Here is a 17,910-nt window from a genome sequence, read left to right as displayed (position 1 = left end):
GCGGGAAGCAACCGGGAGGCAGCAGCGATGACCCGCGGCCACTGGCTCGATCCGCTGGCCCGCAAGGTGTTGCAGGCCATGGGTGAGTTGCCGGCCGAACCATCGGCACGGCCAGCCCCAGCAGCCCCCCCCGAGCCACCCAGCTGGGTTGTGGATGTGAACCGGGCCAGCGCCTCCCAGTGGCGACAACTGCCTGGCTGCAGTGAGGCCATGGTGGATCTGCTGCTGCGTCTTCAGCGGGGAGGCGTGCAGTTCAGCCAGGCTGAGGATCTGATTCAGTTGCTCGATCTGCCTCCCGAGCTAGCGGAGCGCTGGCGCCCCCACCTGGTCATCCATTGGTATGGGGATGCCCCCCCCCAGCCCCCAGCTCCCCCTCTCGATCTCAATGCTGCTGCTCCGGAGCGACTCACGGCGGCGTTGCTCTGGCCTGCCGATCGCCTTCAGCGGCTGATCCAAGAACGCCGCCGTCGCCCCTTCGACAACCTGGCCGACCTGCAGGAACGGCTCTGCCTGCCGCCGGAAGTGGTGGAGCAACTGATTGGCCGGGTCCGCTTCGGGGAGCGGCGACCTGGCCCCAGCCTGCCTCCTGGCTGCTGAACGATGCCACCAGAACCCCGTCAGGGTGATCTCTTCGCCCAGAGTCCGCCTGAAGGAACAGTCACCAACGAACCACAGCTCGCCCTCAGCGCATCGGTCCTGCGCGACTGGCAGAGGCGGATCCAGCGCCACCAGGCCCCCCTCTTCGCTGCCCCCGCCGGGCCAGGCTCTGTGCAGCAGACCCAGTTGTTCGCCAGCACCGAGCCCCTCGAGCGGTTCGCACCCCTGACCCTGCAGCCCCTTCCCCTCAGCTTCTGGCGCTGGCCGGAGAGTCCCCATCAGGGACCGGCGATCTACTTGGTGATGGATCGCCCCGAGGATCTGAGCACCCCAATCCTTCTCTATGTCGGCGAAACCGTGGCGGCCGATCGCCGCTGGAAGGGCGAGCACGACTGCAAGAGCTATCTCGCGAGCTACAGCGAGGCGCTCAGCGCCGTGGGCCTGCGCGGCCAAACCAGCATCCGCTTCTGGGGGGATGTTCCGCGCGAGACCCGCAGCCGAAGGCGCCTGGAACAACAACTGATCCAAACCTGGCTGCCGCCGTTCAACAAGGAAACCCGTGAACGCTGGGCCACACCGTTCAATGCCGATGGCTAACCCTGCTGCAGCAGCAGATCAGGCCGGATCCGTAGCATCGCGACAACCGTCTTGACGCCATGCAGTTCTCGCTATCGCCGGCCAACCTCTCGGCCTGGAGCGGATCCGTCCTGGTGGTCGGCGTCCATGAACAGGATCCCCAGGGTCTGATCGGAGAGCTGGAGACGCGCCTGGGGCTCGCGATCGCTCCCTGGCTTAAGCGGCAGCGCTTTGAGGGCAAGGGAGGCGAACTGGCCAAACTCCAGCTGCTGCGCCCTGAAATCAGCAGCCTGATCCTCGTGGGACTGGGTGCTGCCGCCAGTCCACAACTCCCGGCCCTGCGTCAGGCGGCCGCCAACGCCGCCAAGGGCTGCAAAGCAGAAAGCGGCAGTGTCGGCGTTCTACTGCCCTGGAGCGAGCAACCGGCCCAGGCAACAGCCGAGGCCTTATCCGTCGCTGAAGCGATCCGCCTAGCGCTTTACAGCGACGTTCGCTTCCGCAGCAAACCAGACCCCCGCACCCTGCCAGAGCGATTCGAGCTGCTCGGCACGCTTCCGGCGGACACCGCCAGTGCCCTGGAGCGTGTCGGTGCGATCTGCGCGGGGGTCGAACTCGCCCGTGAGCTTGTGGCCGCACCACCGAACAGCGTCACCCCTGCTGCCCTGGCAGACAGTGCCGCGACCATTGCCCAGGCCCATGGCCTCGAGCTGAAAGTGCTTGAACGTGCGGACTGCGCCAAGCGGGGCATGGGGGCCTATCTGGCCGTCAGCCAGGGCTCAGATCTCGATCCGAAATTCATCCACCTCACCTACCGCCCGAACGGTGCGGTCCGCAAGCGACTGGTGTTGGTGGGCAAAGGCCTCACCTTCGACTCAGGCGGTTACAACCTCAAGGTGGGCGCCGCCCAGATCGACATGATGAAGTACGACATGGGCGGCAGCGCCGCCGTGATCGGAGCGATGCGCGCCATCGCCGAACTGCGCCCCGAGGGGGTGGAGGTGCACATGCTGGTGGCCTCCTGCGAAAACATGGTCAATGGTTCAGCGGTGCATCCCGGTGACATCGTGACCGCCTCCAACGGCACCACGATCGAAATCAACAACACCGATGCGGAGGGGCGCCTGACCCTCGCCGATGCCCTCGTGTACGCCAGCGAGCTCAAGCCCGATGCCATCGTGGACCTCGCCACCCTGACGGGCGCCTGTGTGATCGCTCTTGGCGAGGAGATCGCCGGCCTCTGGAGCGACCACGACGATTTAGCCGATGGCCTGCGGCAAGCGGCCGAGCAGGCCGGTGAGGGGCTCTGGCGGATGCCGATGCAGTCCAGCTACCGGGAGGGGCTGAAATCGCTGCTGGCGGATCTCAAGAACACCGGACCTCGTCCGGGTGGTTCGATCACAGCGGCCCTGTTCCTTCGCGAGTTCGTTGACCGGGAGATTCCCTGGGCCCACATGGATATCGCAGGCACGGTCTGGAGCGACAAAGGTCGGGGTCTCGACCCAGCAGGTGCCACGGGGTATGGCGTGCGCACCCTGGTGAACTGGATCTGCGGCGGTGGCGCTGGGGCTAACGCCTAAATTCCCAGCGAGACCGACAACGACTTCATGGCCTCCCGCCCGTTTCGCTGGTATTTGAGGGCACAGCTGGGAATCCTGCTGCTGCCGGCTGGGCTGTGCCTCTTCGGAGAAGCGCTCACCCGACGCATTCTCCAGACCCTCGGCAAGGATGGTGGGCCCTGGTTTTGGTACGGAACCCTCAGCCTGGTCTGTATCAACGCTGGAGTGGGCTTAATGATCGAAAGCGGTCTGCTGCGGGGGTATCCCCGCAGCAAGGCTGTTCAAGAAGCAGCCGCAGACATGGAGCGATCCTCCTGAGGCGATGGGTGCACCAGCCTCAGACTCGTCGGGCACTCGAGCGCATGGATCTGCCAGCGCGCCCGCTCCGAAAACGAGGCCATCACCCGCTCGAGATCATCGGATGCCTGCTTCGGTGACGGATACGGACCAATGTGTCGGGTCAAAAGACCGTCCTTGATGGTCAGCAGATACATACATCTCCTCCCTCAATTCTCTGACAGATGGTAATCAAAGTGGCTGGGGATTGGAATGGGGGAAAACCCGCACCTTCACTGAGAAGTGGCTGAGCCTTTTGATACAGCGGCCTTTAGATTTTCCACCGATTTCCTTGTCAACTCCACGGCTTGCCGGTGCGAGCCCGCGCCCCCCACACGGCATCCAGGCGTCGGTCACGACCACAGGCGGTCCGATAAAAGCGGTAACGCAGCGGATTCCGCTCCGCATAGTTCTGGTGATACCCCTCAGCTGGCCAGAAACGCACGGCCTGGCGAATCTGAACCTTGAGACGATCAACCGGTTGTTTCAGCTCCCGGGCCGCTGACGCAGCACTCTGACGGGCCTGCTCCTCCTGCTCTTTGCCGCGGGTGAAGATCACAGGCCGATAGGAATCACCACGGTCGCAAAACTGCCCACCCCCATCGAGGGGATCCACATTGCGCCAGTAGCTGCGCAGCAAGGTGGCGTAGGAGATCTTGCCGGGATCAAAGCGCACCCGCACCGACTCCTGGTGGCCCGTCCGCTCACCACTCACCTGCTCGTAGGTCGGTTGCTGCACATGGCCACCGCTGTAACCACTCTCAGCGGAAAGCACACCGGGAAGGTGTTCGAGATCATGCTCCAGGCACCAGAAGCAACCTCCAGCAAACACGGCCTCCTGAACCGGCGCCGCCAGGGCAGGGCGACCGGCGCCACCGATGGTCACCAGCAACAGAAAGACCAGAACAACACTCCGAAGCACCGCCCTGCCCCAGGCGGACCCTCTCCGTTGAACAGCCCACGACAACCGCTTCATTTCAACAGCGGCTCCAGAATCGCCGCCGCCGCCCGGTCGGTCACCCCAGGCTCCCCAAGGGTGTTGCGCAAGCGCTTGTAACCATCGAGCATGCGCTCCCGGGCCGGCGATGGCTGCAGCAGAGGCAGCGCCTGCTCCACAAAGGCTTCTGCGGTGAACTCACCTTGCAGCAGCTCGGGAACCAGCCGCTCTTTGAGCAACAAATTGACGGGTGAGATGTGGTCCACCTGAAAGCGAAGCACGTATTGAGCGACCAGGGCGGTGAGACGACTCACCCGATAGCCCACCACCTGGGGAACATCCTGCAAGGCGAGTTCGAGGTTGATCGTGCCCGACTTACCGAGGGCCAGATCAGCCGCAGCAAAGAGGCTCGGCTTCAGGGCATCCGCCTCAGCAGCGGGCACCACCCGACCTCGGACACCAGCCTCTGCCAAGGCCTTGCGCAAGGGCTCCTCAAAGGCGCGCAGCCCCGCCGGCACCATCACGTCCAAGGCTGGATCGATCGCCTGAAGCCGCGCAGCAGCCTCCACCAGCACCGGCATCAAGTAGCGAAGCTCCTGAGGGCGAGAGGCCGGCAGCAGCAGCAGCAGACGCCCATCATCACCGGACAGCCCCAAAGCCTGACGAGCCTGCTGACGTTCCGGACGACGGACAGCAAGATCCAGCAGTGGATGGCCGACCCAGGTCACCTGGGCACCTCGGGCGGCATAGAACTCGGCCTCAGCTGGAAAGATCGCCAGGATCCGGTCGGTGAAGCGCAGCAGTCGGGTCGTCCCCCCGTCTCCAAGTCGCCAGGCCCATTCCTGAGGGGCGATGTAGTAGTTGATCGGCACCGTCGGAAGCCGCCGACGCAGGTTGAGGCCCAGGCGCACATTGGCCCCCATGTAATCGATCAACACCACCGCATCAGGTGGGCGCGCTTCCAGAACTTCATTGACGCGAGCTTGCAGCCGCAAGGTGGGTACGACCAGCGGCAGGGCCTCCCAGAGGCCGATGGCCCCCATCGGCGCCGTATCCGCCAGCAGCTCAGCGCCCGCCGCCTGCATGCGCTCTCCGCCAAGGGCGAGCACCTCAAGGGAGATTCCACGGGCCTGAGCCTGGCGATGCAGGGCTTCGATCAGCAGGCTTCCCTGCAGATCACCGGAGACCTCCCCGGTGCTGATGAGCAATCGCACCATCAGCGACCGATCGCAGCCGGCATGGGCCCGCGGCGACCCTGGCGAATCGACGCTTCCAGGAAGCTGCAGAGGTGATCAGCAGCGGGAAGAAGCTCCTGAGCACGGGCCTGCTTGAGGCTTTCAGCGATCACAAGATCAGAGCGATAGATCAGCGTCCAGATGTCCTGGAGCTGCCGCAGCTCCTCCCCTCCCTGCCGCTGATCGAGGCCCCGGCGACGCAGGCCGACGCGGTTCAATCCACGCACACGACCGGGGTGACCCTCCACCAAGCAGTAAGGAGGCACATCGCGATCCACTCGGGTCATGCCGCCAACCATGGCCAATCCACCGATGTGAACGAACTGATGGATGCCAAGACAGCCGCCGATCACAGCCCGGTCCTCGATCTCCACATGCCCGGCCACCTGGATGCCGTTCGACATGACGATGTCATTGCCGAGCAGACAGTTGTGGCCAAGATGGCAATAGGCCATCAACAGGTTCCTGTCACCGATCCGGGTCATCTCACCCTCATCGGTGGCACGGTTAATCGTCACGCATTCCCGAATCGTGTTCTGATCACCGATCACCACCTCGGTCGGGGCACCGCGGTATTTGAGATCCTGAGGCTCTTGCCCCAGACAAGCACCGGGATAGATCCGGTTGTCAGCGCCGATGGTGAGCCGACCATCCAAGACGGCATGGGGGCCGACCCAGGTGCGCGCTCCGATCGTGACCTCAGGGCCCACAACGGCACCGGGTCCAATCACCACGCCCTCGGCCAGTTCGGCCCGGGGGTCAACAGCGGCCAGGGGATGGATCTGCACAGGGCGATCTTCGCTGATTAAGGAAGTGGAAGGGGTCTCCGGCATCACGATCAATCCATGAGGGAGAACATCAGCTCACCTGAACAGACGAGCTGGCCATCCACCGTGGCTTCCGCTTTCACCTTGCCGAAACGCTGACGCTTGAGACTGAGCAGCTCACAGCTGATGCGTAGCTGATCTCCAGGAACGACGGGACGACGGAAGCGAACACCATCGATCCCAGCAAAGACAAACAACCCCTTGGGCAACTCGGGCATCTGGGTGACGATCAGGCCACCCACCTGGGCCATCGCCTCGACAATCAACACCCCTGGCATCAGCGGCCGCTCGGGGAAATGACCCTGAAACTGAGGCTCATTGAGGGTCACATTCTTGATCGCAACGGCCCGCACTCCCGGTTCATGCTCCAGCACCCGATCCACGAGAGCGAAGGGGTAGCGATGGGGCAGCAGCCCCATGATCTGCTCACTGGTGAGCACAGGCTCAGACGATGCAGCCGTGGCGGGGGTGACGGTCAAAAGATTCAGCAGCGGGAGGAGGACGGGCTGGCGAGAGCAGCGGCCAGATCGGTATGCAGGCCGTGGGAGCCCCGGTAAACCAGAACCTGAGCCCGAGGGAAACCCACTAGGGCCAGATCTCCGATCAGGTCCAAGAGCTTATGGCGCACCGGTTCATCCTCGAAGCGCAGGGGGGGATTGAGCCAGTGATCTCCATCGCAGACCAGGGCATTGTCGAGAGCACCACCCTGAATCAAGCCCGCCGCCCGCAGCTGCTCAACCTGATCACGGAAGCCGAAGGTCCTAGCCGGCGCGATCTCGTCCACAAACCGCTCCGGAGTGAGGGTCAGCGCCAGCTGCTGACGGCCGATCGCGGCCTGGGGGAAATCGATCACCCCAACCAACTGAAAAACCTCTGCAGGGGTTGCTGAGATTACGCTGGTCCCCCGATGACGAACGATCGGCTGCTCCAACCTGGGGCGCTCCAAACGGGGTGATGCCGCAGGAACGATGCCCGCTTCGGCGATCGCCTCCACCCAGCCTTGGGCCGATCCGTCCAGCAGGGGGATTTCAGCACCACTCACCCGCAGGTGCACATGGGTGAGACCTGTGCCTCCTAGGGCTGCCAGCAGGTGCTCAACCGTGGCGAGGCGCCGCGTCCCCAACTCCAGGGTCGTGCAGAGCTGACTGTCTCGCACCTGAGAGGGCGCGAGGCTGAGTCGCTCTCCGGATGCACCGTCCTCCTCCCAGGACACCTGGATGCCGGCCTGTTCGGAAGGGCACAGGGTCACCGACACCATGGCGCCGCTGTGCAGACCTACCCCGGAGCGGGCAACAGAAGCGGCGAGGGTCCAGGCCCCGTCGTAATCAGCCGGCCATCGGCCCATCAGAACTTCCAGCCCACACCAAGGTTGAAACGCCAGTCGCCGGTGAAGTCTTGACTGGCCACCTCTAGACGTAGTGGGCCCACTGGAGTGGTGACGATCACACCGGTACCGACGGAGAAACCCGAGCCGGCCTTGTTGAGCAGATTGCCGGGCTGACCAGGCACATTGGCCTGGGAACCGAAGTCGGTTCCTGCGTCCACAAACAGTTCACCAGCAAAGATGCTGATAATCGGGAAGCGATACTCAAGCGTGGCCTCACCAAAGCTGCGACCCACGGCCAGATCGCAGTCGTACCAACCACGCACCGAGTTGGAGCCGCCGAGGCAGAAGGCTTCGTAGGGAGGCAACTGGCCGAGCACCGTTCCGGCCTTGAGCTGCACACCGATGGCCTGCGGGCAATCAGCTTTCTCACCAGGCTTTGGACGGCAACCCTTAGCGATTTTCAACCAGTTCACTGGGAAGAACTGGGTGTAGCTGGCCCTGAGGCGGTTGAAGGTGGGTGAGTTCTCACCGACGGAAATGAATTGTTCGGTACCAAAGCTGAAGAAATTGCCCGATGTGGGATTGCGAGGATCATTCAGCTTGTTGTAGGTGGCAGCAAAGCGGACGCCAGCCAGATTGTTCTCTGTTGCGCAATTACTCGAGTTGCTGTAGGCGATACAGATCACCTGGTCATTGGGAACCCGATCGTTTTTGATGTTCTCGTTAGGGACGCCGTAGGGCCTCGTATCACCAGCGAAGTTGATCGGACGGACGTTCTGCACGTTCAGGCCGACAAGCACATTCCAGGGAACTGACTTATAGGGGTCTCCGCCATTCAGAGGCCGAGCGAAGATCAGATTGCCGCCAACACGCTGCAAGGCAACCGAATCGCCTTCGTAATCAAACCAGCTGTACTCAGGAAACTGATTATCAGCGTTCGTGACGTTATTAAACTTTCGACCGGCAGGATTATTGCTGGAGTTGATCTCGTAGGCGTACTTCGAATTATTATTGACGTAGTCCTCAACAGCAACAATTCCTCCGTTGTTCTGGCTCTGGAACACCTGGGGCACTTCCCGGCTCAAGAAGATCGAGGTTCGGAAGGATGTGCGGTACTTATCGCCCTTAATCCAGGGATCGGTGAACGTGAAATTCGCCAGGCCGCCGTACTGGCCATAGGTGAGATTGAGCGCAAGGTTCCAGGCCCGTCCAAACAGGTTGCTGTCTTGCAGCTGCACCTGGCCGAACACACCCTGGCTCTGGCTGTAGCCGAGACCGCCGGAGAGAGAACCAGTGGACTGTTCGACGATGCCGAGGATGATGGTCACCTGACCTGGCTCCGCAGGCACCGGCTTCAAGGTGACCTTGACGTCACTGAAGAGAGAGGTGCCGTACAGGCGCTTGATGTCACCCTCCAGCTGATTGCGGTTAAAGGCCTCACCCGGCTTGATCGAGATCTCTCGGGAGACCACCCAGGGCTTGGTCTTGCCTTTGATTGGCTGGCCCTTGTCGTTGGTGGTCTCCCCTTCCTTATTCAGGAATTGCACCTCAACACCAGCCACGGTGCCGATCACCACCTTCAGCTGCACCACCCCTTCTGGGCTGACGCGACTGGGGCCCGAGACCCTGGCCAAGGAGTAGCCCTGCTTGGCATACCAACCCTGCAGCTCCTTCATGCGCAGCTGCAGTTCGTTGAGATTCAACGTGCGCCCGTAATCCGAACTGAAGGTCTCCTCAATGACCTCAGGCTTGATCTTGTCGTCGGCAGGCTCCAGCTCCACCTTGGTCAGCACAGGATTCGGCACCACCTGCACGACCAGCTGCACGCCCAAGGGACCGTTGATCGGCTCAATGCGCACATCGGAGAACCAACCGGTGGCATAGATCGCATCGAGATCGGTCTTGAGTTGATCGCGGGTAACGCGGCTACCCGGACGCACGGTCATCGCGTCGTAGGCGGCAAGTTCAAGCCGCTCCTGTTCCGGGTGGCCAGCAATTCCCTCGATCACCACCTCACTGATCAGCACTCGGGGCTGGGCAGGCTCCTCAAGACCAGACGGCTCCTGATCGGGCTGTTGCACCTCAACAGCCCCCTCGGGCTGCTGTGCTGGGGCATCTCCCTGAGCCCTGGCAGGCACAGTCGCAATCAGGGGCATGGCCAGGGCAATGCCGAGGGCTCCTCGCCGAACGGCATCCGTGGTTCGGCCTGAGGAGAAGTTCACCATGGAAGGAGCAGCGGTCGGCTGCATTCAGCCGCAAACGTCCGCAGACCTTACCTGTAGTTGCGGGGATTCGGGCAGGCCCCTTGGACCCGTTTGCAGACCTCCCCGTAGGCCTCGATGACGCCGCCGAGGTCCTGGCGGAAGCGGTCCTTATCGAGAATCCTTGCCTGCGGATCCTGGGTGCGCAGGTCCCAGAGCCTGCAGGTATCAGGACTGATCTCATCGGCCACCAGCAGTTCACCCTGGCCGTTGCAGCCGAGCTCCAGCTTGAAATCCACCAGCTGCAGCTCAAGCCCCTGGAAGAAAGGAATCAGGGCTGCGTTGACCCGCCTGGCCAGTGTCTCCATCTCCCGATGCCGCTCCCGAGTGACCAGCTGCAGCAGCTCAAGCCTGGCCTCAGTGAGCAGAGGGTCCCCCAGGCTGTCGTCCTTGTAATAGACATCCAACAGAGCCGGTTCCAGCGAGGTTCCCGCAGGGATCGGTGTCTGCTTACAAAGCGACCCCGTGGCCACGTTGCGCAGCACCACCTCCAGGGGGATGACCTCAACGCGCTGCACGGCCATCCAGGTTTCATCCAGGAGCCCCAGGTAGTGGGTGGGAATCCCCTCCCGCTCCAGCAGTTCAAACAGACGAGCGGAGATCTGGCAGTTCAGGCGTCCCTTGTCCTCAAGCTGTTCGCGCTTGAGCGCATTGAATGCGGTCGCATCATTCTTGAACTCCACCAGCACCACGTCCTCCCGGTCTGAGGCGAAGACACGCTTGGCCTTGCCTTCGTAAAGCAGCGGACCGGGTATAACGCTCATGGGCGGATGGGCGAGGCGGACGGTGAAACCGGTCCCGATTCTCCCAGGGCGGCATGCCCTCCTGGAGCACGGGGAGAGCGGAGCTGCCGCGCCAGATCCGGATCGTCCTGGAGCAACTCCCAGAGGGTGAAACGGTCATCGACCCTGGTGGCTAAGCGCTCCAGCCGCTGCCGGGCGCGCTGGCCATCACCTCCCGCCTCCAGATTGAGGCGCAACTGCAACCTGAGCAGATCTTCAGCTAGCGACCAGGCCTGCTCCGCGGCAGCCTGATCGAGGGCTGCCTCCAACAGGCTGTCGGTGCGCTCCTGCCCTAGACGCTGGACCCACACCGCCACCTGCCCGTAGCGCTGGGCAGCCACCACCCCCGGGGTCCTTCCGGCAAGAAGCACCTCCGCGGCCCTGTCGAGATGGCCAGCGCTCGCTTCGTATTCAGCCAGAAGATCGAGGGCGGAACGGGTGAGGGGCTCCCCCCCCTCCGGCTGCGCCACCACAAGCTGTTCAGCATCAAGAGCGGCGAGATTCCCCGCCGCCAGGCGGCGCAGGGCCAGGGCTGCTCGTTCGTGATCGAGCGCTGCTGAGGCCGCCCGCCAGGAGAGCAACAACCACTCACGTCGCTGCAGGCCGGGCCCAGGGCCGAAGCGATTAAGCACCGTCTGGGCACTATCAGGCGCCTTGCAAAAGATCAGGGCCTGGGCATTGGCCATCACCACCGGGAAGGGTTGCGGTGCGGGCCTGACCAACATCAGACGATCCCTGAGTTGCTGCAGGCGACCATCCAGCCCGAACCGTGCCGCATCCACACAAGCGATGGTCAGTTCAGGTAATCCGCCCTGAAGCAGAGCCCTTTGATAAGCCAGCTCCGACATCGGCTCTGCAGGCGGCTGGGGAGCGGGCTTGGCCGCAGGCTGCACCGGGAGTGGTGCGGCAGCAAGCAGCAGGGTGAGGGGCAGGGAGGAGATCCCCATCGGGACAGCCGTCAACAAAGATGGAAAGGATTCGCGCTGTGGCGCGAACGCCCCTGCGAAACCGTTCAAACCTAAGGGGCTCCTCCCGTCTGCTTGTTTGCCATGGCCATCTCCCCCTCCCGTCCCCAGACCCTGCCACCTCTCCAGCGGGTGCTCGTGGTGGGCAGCGGCGGAAGGGAGCAGGCCCTCTGCTGGGCCCTTGAGCGCTGCCCAGAGATCGAAACGGTGTGGGTCAGTCCGGGGAACGGCGGCCCCTTCGGCCGCAAACAAGCCATCGCAGAGACCGATAGCTCCGGCCTTCTAACCCTCTGCCGCAACGAGGCGATCGACCTGGTGGTGATCGGACCCGAGGCCCCATTGGCGGCCGGCCTGGCCGACAGCCTGCGGGAGGCGGGGCTGGCGGTGTTCGGTCCCAGCGGCGCCGGCGCCCAGCTCGAGGCGAGCAAAGCCTGGGCCAAACAGCTGATGCAGGAGGCCGGGGTCCCCACCGCAGGGCACTGGGCCGTCGCCAGCGAAGAGGAGGGGATGGAGGTGCTGGCCAACCTGCAAAGGCCTCTGGTGGTCAAGGCCGATGGCCTTGCCGCCGGAAAGGGTGTGACGGTGGCCGACACGGTGGAAGCCACCGCCGCGGCCATCCGTGATGCCTTCAACGGCCGGTTCGGATCCGCCGGAGAACGACTGGTGCTGGAAGAGCGACTGCAGGGGCCGGAAGTGTCCGTCTTCGCCCTTTGCGACGGGAAGCGCCTCTTGATCCTTCCCCCCGCCCAGGACCACAAACGCCTGCTGGAAGGCGACCAGGGGCCTAACACCGGAGGCATGGGCGCCTATGCCCCCGCCCCCCTCCTGGATGCTGCTGGTCTTGAGGAGGTGCGACGACTGGTGCTGGAGCCCACCCTCGGGGCCCTGCGTGCCCGAGGCATCAACTACCGAGGCGTGATTTACGCAGGGCTGATGCTCACCGCTGATGGTCCCCAGGTGATCGAGTTCAACTGCCGCTTTGGCGATCCGGAATGCCAAACGCTGATGCCACTCATGGGTCCGGAACTGGCCAGGGTGCTGCAGGCCTGCGCCCTCGGCCGACTGGACCTGGCCCCTGAGCTCAAGATCAGCAATCGCTGCTCCGTCTGCGTGGTGGCTGCCGCAGCCGGCTATCCGGATTCCCCCAGACAAGGGGATCCCATCGAAGACAGGCTGACGCCGACTGAGTCACAGCAACTGTTCCATGCAGGCACCAGTCGCAGCGCCGAGGGCCAACTCCTCACTGCCGGCGGTCGGGTGCTGACGATGACGGCTCAGGGGGATGACTTCGACTCGGCTTTTGCTGCCGCGTACCACGCTCTGGATCGCATCGCCTTCGATGGCATGCAGTTCCGACGGGACATCGGCCACCAGGTGCGTCAGTCCTAGGCTCAGCCGACGCGCGCCTGCGGAATGGCCAGCAGCTCTTCAGCCGCCAACGGCACCGAACCACAAGCGTCGGGATGGTGGCAGAGCATCCGCCTTTGGTGGGCGGAGTTCAGCCTCCAAACCAAGCTCTTGGCCATCGCCACCCTGGTGGTGAGCCTGATGATGACGGGCATTACTTTTTTTGCCCTGAATGGGATTCAACGGGATGCGGTACGCAATGACACCCGTTACGCCCGCGATCTAGGCCTGCTCCTGGCCGGCAATGTGAGCGAACTGGTCGCGGAAGGGCGCGATCGGGAACTGGCCAACGTGGCCGAACAGTTCTGGCGCTCCAGCCAAAGTCTTCGCTACATCTTCTTCGCCGATCCGGATGGCATCGTCTACCTGGGCATCCCGATCAGCGGCAGCAGCAACGATCCCGTCAGTGAACTGCGACTGAGCAGGCGCCTCGAACTGCCGGCCGAATTGCGCAATCGCCCCCAAAACCCACTGGTGAGACAGCACCTCACTCCCCAGGGACAGGTCACCGATGTGTTCGTGCCCCTGCTGCGCGAGGGTCGCTATCTCGGGGTTCTGGCCCTGGGGGTGAATCCCAATGAAACCGCCCTGGCCAGCGCGGCCCTCACCCGAGAGGTCACGGTCGCGGTGTTCATCTCCATCTGGGTTCTGGTGATCCTTGGCGCCGTGTTCAACGCGCTCACAATCACCCGACCGGTCAAAGAGCTGCTGCGCGGGGTGCGCTCCATTGCCTCCGGAGACTTCCAGGCCCGCATTGCCCTGCCCGTGGGCGGTGAACTGGGCGAACTACTCGATGGCTTCAATGCCATGGCGTCCCAACTACAGGCTTACGACGCCGCCAACATCGAAGAACTCACCGCTGCTCAGGTGAAGCAGGCCTCCCTGATCGCCACCATGGCCGACGGTGCCATCCTGCTGGATGCGGAGGGGCGAATCGTGCTCGCCAACCCCACCGCGCGCCGGTTGTTCCGATGGGAAGGACGCAAGCTCGAAGGCCGGGATCTTCTGGATGAACTGCCTCACCTGTTGGCGATCGAACTGCACAGTGCCCTCGATTCACTGATCAACGGCATCAGCGACAGCGAGGATCTACGCCGAAGCATCGAGGAACCGGCCCGCACGCTGCGCATCGTGCTCCAGTCGGTGCGGGATGCCAGTGGCGAATCCCTCAAGGGCATCGCGGTGACCCTTCAAGACCTCACCCGTGAGGTGGAGCTGAATGCAGCTCAGAGTCGATTCATCAGCAACGTCTCCCATGAACTGCGTACTCCCCTGTTCAACATCAAGAGCTATGTGGAGACGCTCTATGACATGGGAGATCAGCTCACCGACGAGGAGAAAATCGAGTTCCTAGGGGTAGCCAACGCCGAAACCGACCGGCTGACCCGCCTGGTCAACGACGTGCTTGACCTCTCAAAACTGGAATCCAATCGGCCCGTTCAGTTCGAACCGATGGCACTCAGCCCGGCGCTCGAGCAGACCCTGCGCAATTACCGACTGAATGCCGACGACAAGGAGGTGAAGCTGGAGCTTGATCTACCGATGGAATTGCCTGACATCCTCGGCAACTGGGATCTGCTCCTGCAGGTGCTCGACAATCTGGTCGGCAATGCCCTGAAGTTCTCCCGCAAGGGTGGAACTCTGGCCTTGCGGGCTTACACCTGGCCCGACAGCTGCTTTGTCTCTGAACTGCCGAGTTCGACTTCAGCGGCCCTGGTGAAGGCTGTTGATCAGGACGAGGCTGTTCGCAATGACGAGCCGGCCCCCCACTGCGAGCTGGTCTCCCCCCTTCCGCGGGTGAGGATCGAAGTGGCCGACACCGGCTGCGGCATCGACGCCGCTGATCAGCAGAAGATCTTCGACCGCTTCTATCGCGTCGAGAATGCTGTGCATTCAGAGGTCGGCACCGGCCTTGGGCTATCGATCGTGCGCGGCATCATCGAGAAGCACGGCAGCACGATTCGGATGGTGAGCGAACCGGAGGTGGGCACAACCTTCTGGTTCGATTTGGCTTTAGCCCAGAGCGATGAGGCTGAACTGCAACTGCAGTCGGATCGACAAAAGCGCTTGCAGGAGCAGGAGCTGGAGGAAAAGCTGAGCGCCTGAGGGTGTCAGCGTCCAGGGCAATGTTCAGCCGGCCGCCTTCAGTCGTCGGATGTCACACCGCGAACGATCCTGGAGAGCTCACTGCGTTCGTCCGTGGTGACCCGATGGGGCACACCGGAGATGATCCGCTCGAAGTTGGAGAAGGAATCCTTGATTTGAGGTCCGTTTCCGGTGATCACAAACTCGCGGATGCCCTTGTCATGCCAAGAACCGCGCATCTTGAACACGTTCAAGGCACGAGCCATCTCGCCACGGATTTCCACGTACTGCAGCAGCAGGATCGTGTCGGTAATCGTGGAGATATGGGAGTCGGTGATCGAATGGCTTCCCATGAACTCCTCGGAGGTGTTAGTGAAGAAGCCGGCGATTTCCTCCTGTTTGGCATAGCCGGTCACGCCGATCACAAACTGCCTGAAGGCGTTGTGACTCACACCTCGGGCCAGGGCCGAAAGGGAATCGATCGCCATCCGTGAGGGCTTGAACTGACTGATCTCCGTTTTGATGATCTGAAGGTGGTCTTCCAGGCCTGTGGATTCGGGATAGGCGCAGATGATCTTGAGCAGCCCGTCCTGCTCCATCTGCTCGAAATCAATGCCCCAACTCGTGGCGTTACGCAGCAACTGCGCCCGCGACTCCTCATAGGCGAACAGAATCGCCCGCTCCTTATTCCTGCATGCGTCCTCGATGAACTTCGAAACCAGCAGGGTCTTACCGGTGCCCGTCGCACCGGTGGCAAGGATGATCGAATCCTTGAAGAATCCGCCGCCGCACATCTCATCGAGACGAGGAACCCCGGAGCTCAACCTCACGTTTGAGGAGCGCTGGGTCAGTCGCATCGCTCCGAGCGGGAAGATGCTGATGCCGTGGGCACCCATCGTGAAGGGGAACTCTCCCTTCATGTGGGTCGTGCCACGCAGTTTGAGGATCTCCACGGTGCGGGACGCCGTTCCCCCTCGAGCACGTTGCGGAGGATCACCACGTTGTCAGAGACAAATTCCTCCACCCCGTAGCGAGCAATTGGACCGTATTCATCGATCCGCTCGGTCGTCATCACCGTGGTGACACCAATCTCTTTGAGCCGTGCGATCAGGCGGAAGATCTCACGACGCACCACGAACACGGCGTCGTATTGCTGGAACACCGCGGTGATCGAGTCGATCGCCACCCGTTTCGCCTTGTACTTGCGGATTGCGTAATGAATCCGCTCGATCAGACCCGAGAGGTCAAAGCTGCCGGCCACATCCTGCCCATCGGGATCAGGGGAGGCATCGAGGATGAACAGCTTGTCCTGCTCAACCATCTCCTGAAGATTCCAACCGAAGCTGGCCGCGTTGCGGAGGATATCGAGGGGCGATTCCTCAAAGGTGACGAAGATCCCCGGCTCGTCGAAATGGGCGATGCCGTTGTGGAGGAAGTGGAGGGAAAACACCGTCTTACCGGTGCCGGAGGTGCCGCTGATCAGGGTGCTGCGCCCGATCGGCAAGCCTCCCTGGCAGACGTCATCGAAGCCCTCGATCCCTGTCGGGAGCTTCTGCACCTGCATCTGAGGTGAGCTGCTGGAGCTGGAGATCTGCATGACGCCGACGTTCTGTTGGAACGCTAAGGAGATTTCAGCGGTTCACCCGCATCAGCACAGCCCCGCTTAAGAATCTGTGCTGTCTGTGTCGGCATCTTCCAACGCATCCATCAACGTGGAGGTCAGCCCGCTGTCGGAGAGTTCGTCATAAAGCAGGTCTAGACCGATCAGCACCCGTTCGCGGTCGGAGAGGTCACCGATGATCCGTCGAACCGGAGGCGGAAGGATCTTGGACAGCGTTGGCGTGGCCAGGATCTTGTCCTCTTCCGCGAGCTGCGGATTCTTGAGCACATCAATCACTTTGAGGGCGTAAACCCCTTGAAACTCGGTCTCAAGGATGTTGCGCAGGGTTTTGAGCGCCCGCATGGAATTGGGCGTGTTCCCGGCGACGTAGAGCTTGAGGATGTAGGTCTTGCGTGGGCTCATGGCGACACCTCCCGATCGGTGGCAACAACTGTGTCCTTGCGCTGGAGGGCTGCCGTGGAAACAAGGGGCACATCTGGAGGGATCGAACGTCGATACATCTCACAGAGGTGCGCCATCACGTCCAGCAGGGCCAGTCGATAGTCCTGAAGGAAATCGTTTTTGTGCCCTTCAAGTCTGAGCTGCTTCCAGAAGTCGTCAATGAGGTTCATATGAATCTCCACGGCGCGGGTGATCGGCAGATCACCGAAAAAGGCCGTGTTCACAAAGCTCTCGAGGGCCTGGTTCGCTGCCGCCGGATCGCGGAAGTAACTGAGCAGAAGATCTCGGTAGGTGCGCTGCAGCGACTTGAGCAGTTCCGCCTGTTCATCCGGGGGGAGATGGCTGAGGAAGCGGGAAGGATCCCGCTTGTAGAAGACACCCAGGTAACCGAGCCGCTCCTGAAGTCGACTCGACAGACGCCAGGCACTGGCCTCCACCGCTTCGCCACCTTCGACATCAACGGCACCACCACCCTGGCGGTCATCCTTCTGGCCCTGGCGCAGAAACCGGGAAATGGCGGCATCAACGTTGTAACCGAGCTGCTCAAGCTGATCGACCGGCAGATGCACCTCTTCCGGGTGGTAATCCACGTGGCCCATCACCTCGCCCACCACCACGGCGGGGAACAGCAAACCCGCCCGGAGCAGCGATTCGCGCACCTCCCCGGTGAGCAGCGACTGCTCGATCACCACCGCATCGACGGCTTCTCGCTGCCTCTCCAGCACCGACTCCACATCGACGGCTCCGCCATCGAGGCCAAGATCCACCGGCGTGTAGCGATTCTCCGGCAACCACTGGCGGCTGGCCTCAATCAGCTTGGGCGTCCTCAGCAGCAGAGCAATGGTGAGGGCCGGGCCGGTCATCCAGCGGAACAGGGATCCATAGGCTGAATCTTGACGAAGAGCGCTTCGAAGGGCGAGTATCTTTGTTTGTCTTTCGATTGCGGTACAGGCCCAA

The 17,910-nt window shown here is 62.5% G+C and carries 17 protein-coding genes and 1 pseudogene; 6 read left to right on the top strand and 12 right to left on the bottom strand.

Annotated elements, in window-relative coordinates:
* Positions 1–27: 27 nt before the first annotated feature.
* The 4 genes from H0O21_RS06350 to H0O21_RS06335 are packed head-to-tail and all read left to right on the top strand — an operon-like array spanning position 28 to position 3,047.
* Positions 28–597 carry a general secretion pathway protein GspK gene (locus tag H0O21_RS06350; RefSeq protein WP_185190766.1) on the top strand — a complete coding sequence of 190 codons (570 nt, stop codon included), beginning with the start codon at positions 28–30 and terminating at the stop codon, positions 595–597.
* A 3-nt stretch (positions 598–600) separates the two neighbouring features.
* Positions 601–1,194 (top strand): GIY-YIG nuclease family protein, encoded by a 594-nt coding sequence (locus H0O21_RS06345; RefSeq protein WP_185190765.1) that lies wholly within the window; start codon positions 601–603, stop codon positions 1,192–1,194.
* Positions 1,195–1,253: 59 nt separating this feature from the next.
* Positions 1,254–2,750: a leucyl aminopeptidase gene (locus tag H0O21_RS06340; RefSeq protein ID WP_185190764.1), complete on the top strand. Its 1,497-nt coding sequence runs from the start codon at positions 1,254–1,256 to the stop codon at positions 2,748–2,750.
* Between the two features lie 27 nt (positions 2,751–2,777).
* Complete coding sequence (locus H0O21_RS06335; protein ID WP_185190763.1) at positions 2,778–3,047, top strand: hypothetical protein; 270 nt, start codon at positions 2,778–2,780, stop codon at positions 3,045–3,047.
* On the opposite strand, the gene H0O21_RS13380 is transcribed toward H0O21_RS06335, so the two are convergent.
* The 9 genes from H0O21_RS13380 to H0O21_RS06295 form a co-directional block, all read right to left on the bottom strand.
* The gene (locus H0O21_RS13380) at positions 3,011–3,223 is read right to left on the bottom strand and encodes a hypothetical protein (RefSeq protein WP_131454680.1); all 213 of its coding nucleotides are present in this window, start codon (positions 3,221–3,223) and stop codon (positions 3,011–3,013) included. The two genes, H0O21_RS06335 and H0O21_RS13380, sit on opposite strands and share 37 nt — an antisense overlap.
* Before the next feature lie 137 nt (positions 3,224–3,360).
* Entirely contained in the window at positions 3,361–3,987 is a 627-nt protein-coding gene (gene msrA, locus H0O21_RS06330) for a peptide-methionine (S)-S-oxide reductase MsrA (RefSeq protein ID WP_255441168.1), read from the bottom strand.
* A 50-nt stretch (positions 3,988–4,037) separates the two neighbouring features.
* Positions 4,038–5,219, bottom strand: a complete 1,182-nt coding sequence (lpxB, locus tag H0O21_RS06325; protein ID WP_185190761.1) for a lipid-A-disaccharide synthase — start codon at positions 5,217–5,219, stop codon at positions 4,038–4,040.
* On the bottom strand, positions 5,219–6,070 hold the full coding sequence (gene lpxA / locus H0O21_RS06320; protein ID WP_185190760.1) for an acyl-ACP--UDP-N-acetylglucosamine O-acyltransferase: 852 nt from the start codon (positions 6,068–6,070) through the stop codon (positions 5,219–5,221). The genes lpxB and lpxA overlap by 1 nt, the downstream gene beginning before the upstream one ends.
* A gap of 5 nt (positions 6,071–6,075) precedes the next feature.
* A complete protein-coding gene (gene fabZ, locus H0O21_RS06315; protein WP_185190909.1) occupies positions 6,076–6,483 on the bottom strand; it encodes a 3-hydroxyacyl-ACP dehydratase FabZ in 408 nt (135 codons plus the stop codon).
* A gap of 65 nt (positions 6,484–6,548) precedes the next feature.
* Positions 6,549–7,409, bottom strand: a complete 861-nt coding sequence (gene lpxC / locus H0O21_RS06310) for a UDP-3-O-acyl-N-acetylglucosamine deacetylase (protein WP_185190759.1) — start codon at positions 7,407–7,409, stop codon at positions 6,549–6,551.
* Positions 7,409–9,616 (bottom strand): BamA/TamA family outer membrane protein, encoded by a 2,208-nt coding sequence (locus tag H0O21_RS06305; protein ID WP_185190758.1) that lies wholly within the window; start codon positions 9,614–9,616, stop codon positions 7,409–7,411. The genes lpxC and H0O21_RS06305 overlap by 1 nt, the downstream gene beginning before the upstream one ends.
* A 47-nt stretch (positions 9,617–9,663) precedes the next feature.
* A complete protein-coding gene (purC, locus tag H0O21_RS06300; protein WP_185190757.1) occupies positions 9,664–10,416 on the bottom strand; it encodes a phosphoribosylaminoimidazolesuccinocarboxamide synthase in 753 nt (250 codons plus the stop codon).
* Positions 10,413–11,381 (bottom strand): hypothetical protein, encoded by a 969-nt coding sequence (locus H0O21_RS06295; RefSeq protein ID WP_185190756.1) that lies wholly within the window; start codon positions 11,379–11,381, stop codon positions 10,413–10,415. Before H0O21_RS06295 ends, purC begins: the two co-directional genes overlap by 4 nt.
* 102 nt (positions 11,382–11,483) lie before the next feature.
* On the opposite strand from H0O21_RS06295, the gene purD reads away from it, so the two are divergent.
* Together purD and H0O21_RS06285 are read left to right on the top strand one after the other, a co-directional pair.
* Positions 11,484–12,788, top strand: coding sequence for a phosphoribosylamine--glycine ligase (purD, locus tag H0O21_RS06290; RefSeq protein WP_185190755.1), 1,305 nt, complete (start codon positions 11,484–11,486; stop codon positions 12,786–12,788).
* A gap of 24 nt (positions 12,789–12,812) precedes the next feature.
* Entirely contained in the window at positions 12,813–14,912 is a 2,100-nt protein-coding gene (locus tag H0O21_RS06285; RefSeq protein ID WP_185190754.1) for an ATP-binding protein, read from the top strand.
* Positions 14,913–14,950: 38 nt separating this feature from the next.
* Here the strand turns inward: H0O21_RS06285 and kaiC are convergent.
* The 3 genes and pseudogenes from kaiC to H0O21_RS06270 form a co-directional block, all read right to left on the bottom strand.
* Positions 14,951–16,488, bottom strand: a pseudogene (gene kaiC, locus H0O21_RS06280) (circadian clock protein KaiC).
* Between the two features lie 66 nt (positions 16,489–16,554).
* A complete protein-coding gene (gene kaiB / locus H0O21_RS06275) occupies positions 16,555–16,914 on the bottom strand; it encodes a circadian clock protein KaiB (RefSeq protein WP_131454691.1) in 360 nt (119 codons plus the stop codon).
* Positions 16,911–17,816: a circadian clock protein KaiA gene (locus H0O21_RS06270; protein WP_131454692.1), complete on the bottom strand. Its 906-nt coding sequence runs from the start codon at positions 17,814–17,816 to the stop codon at positions 16,911–16,913. The genes kaiB and H0O21_RS06270 overlap by 4 nt, the downstream gene beginning before the upstream one ends.
* Between the last annotated feature and the right edge of the window lie 94 nt (positions 17,817–17,910).

This window comes from Synechococcus sp. HK01-R (genome assembly GCF_014217855.1).
Lineage (GTDB): Bacteria > Cyanobacteriota > Cyanobacteriia > PCC-6307 > Cyanobiaceae > Synechococcus_C.
Note: the sequence above shows the minus strand (reverse complement) of the source record. Positions and strands in the feature narration are given on the sequence as shown.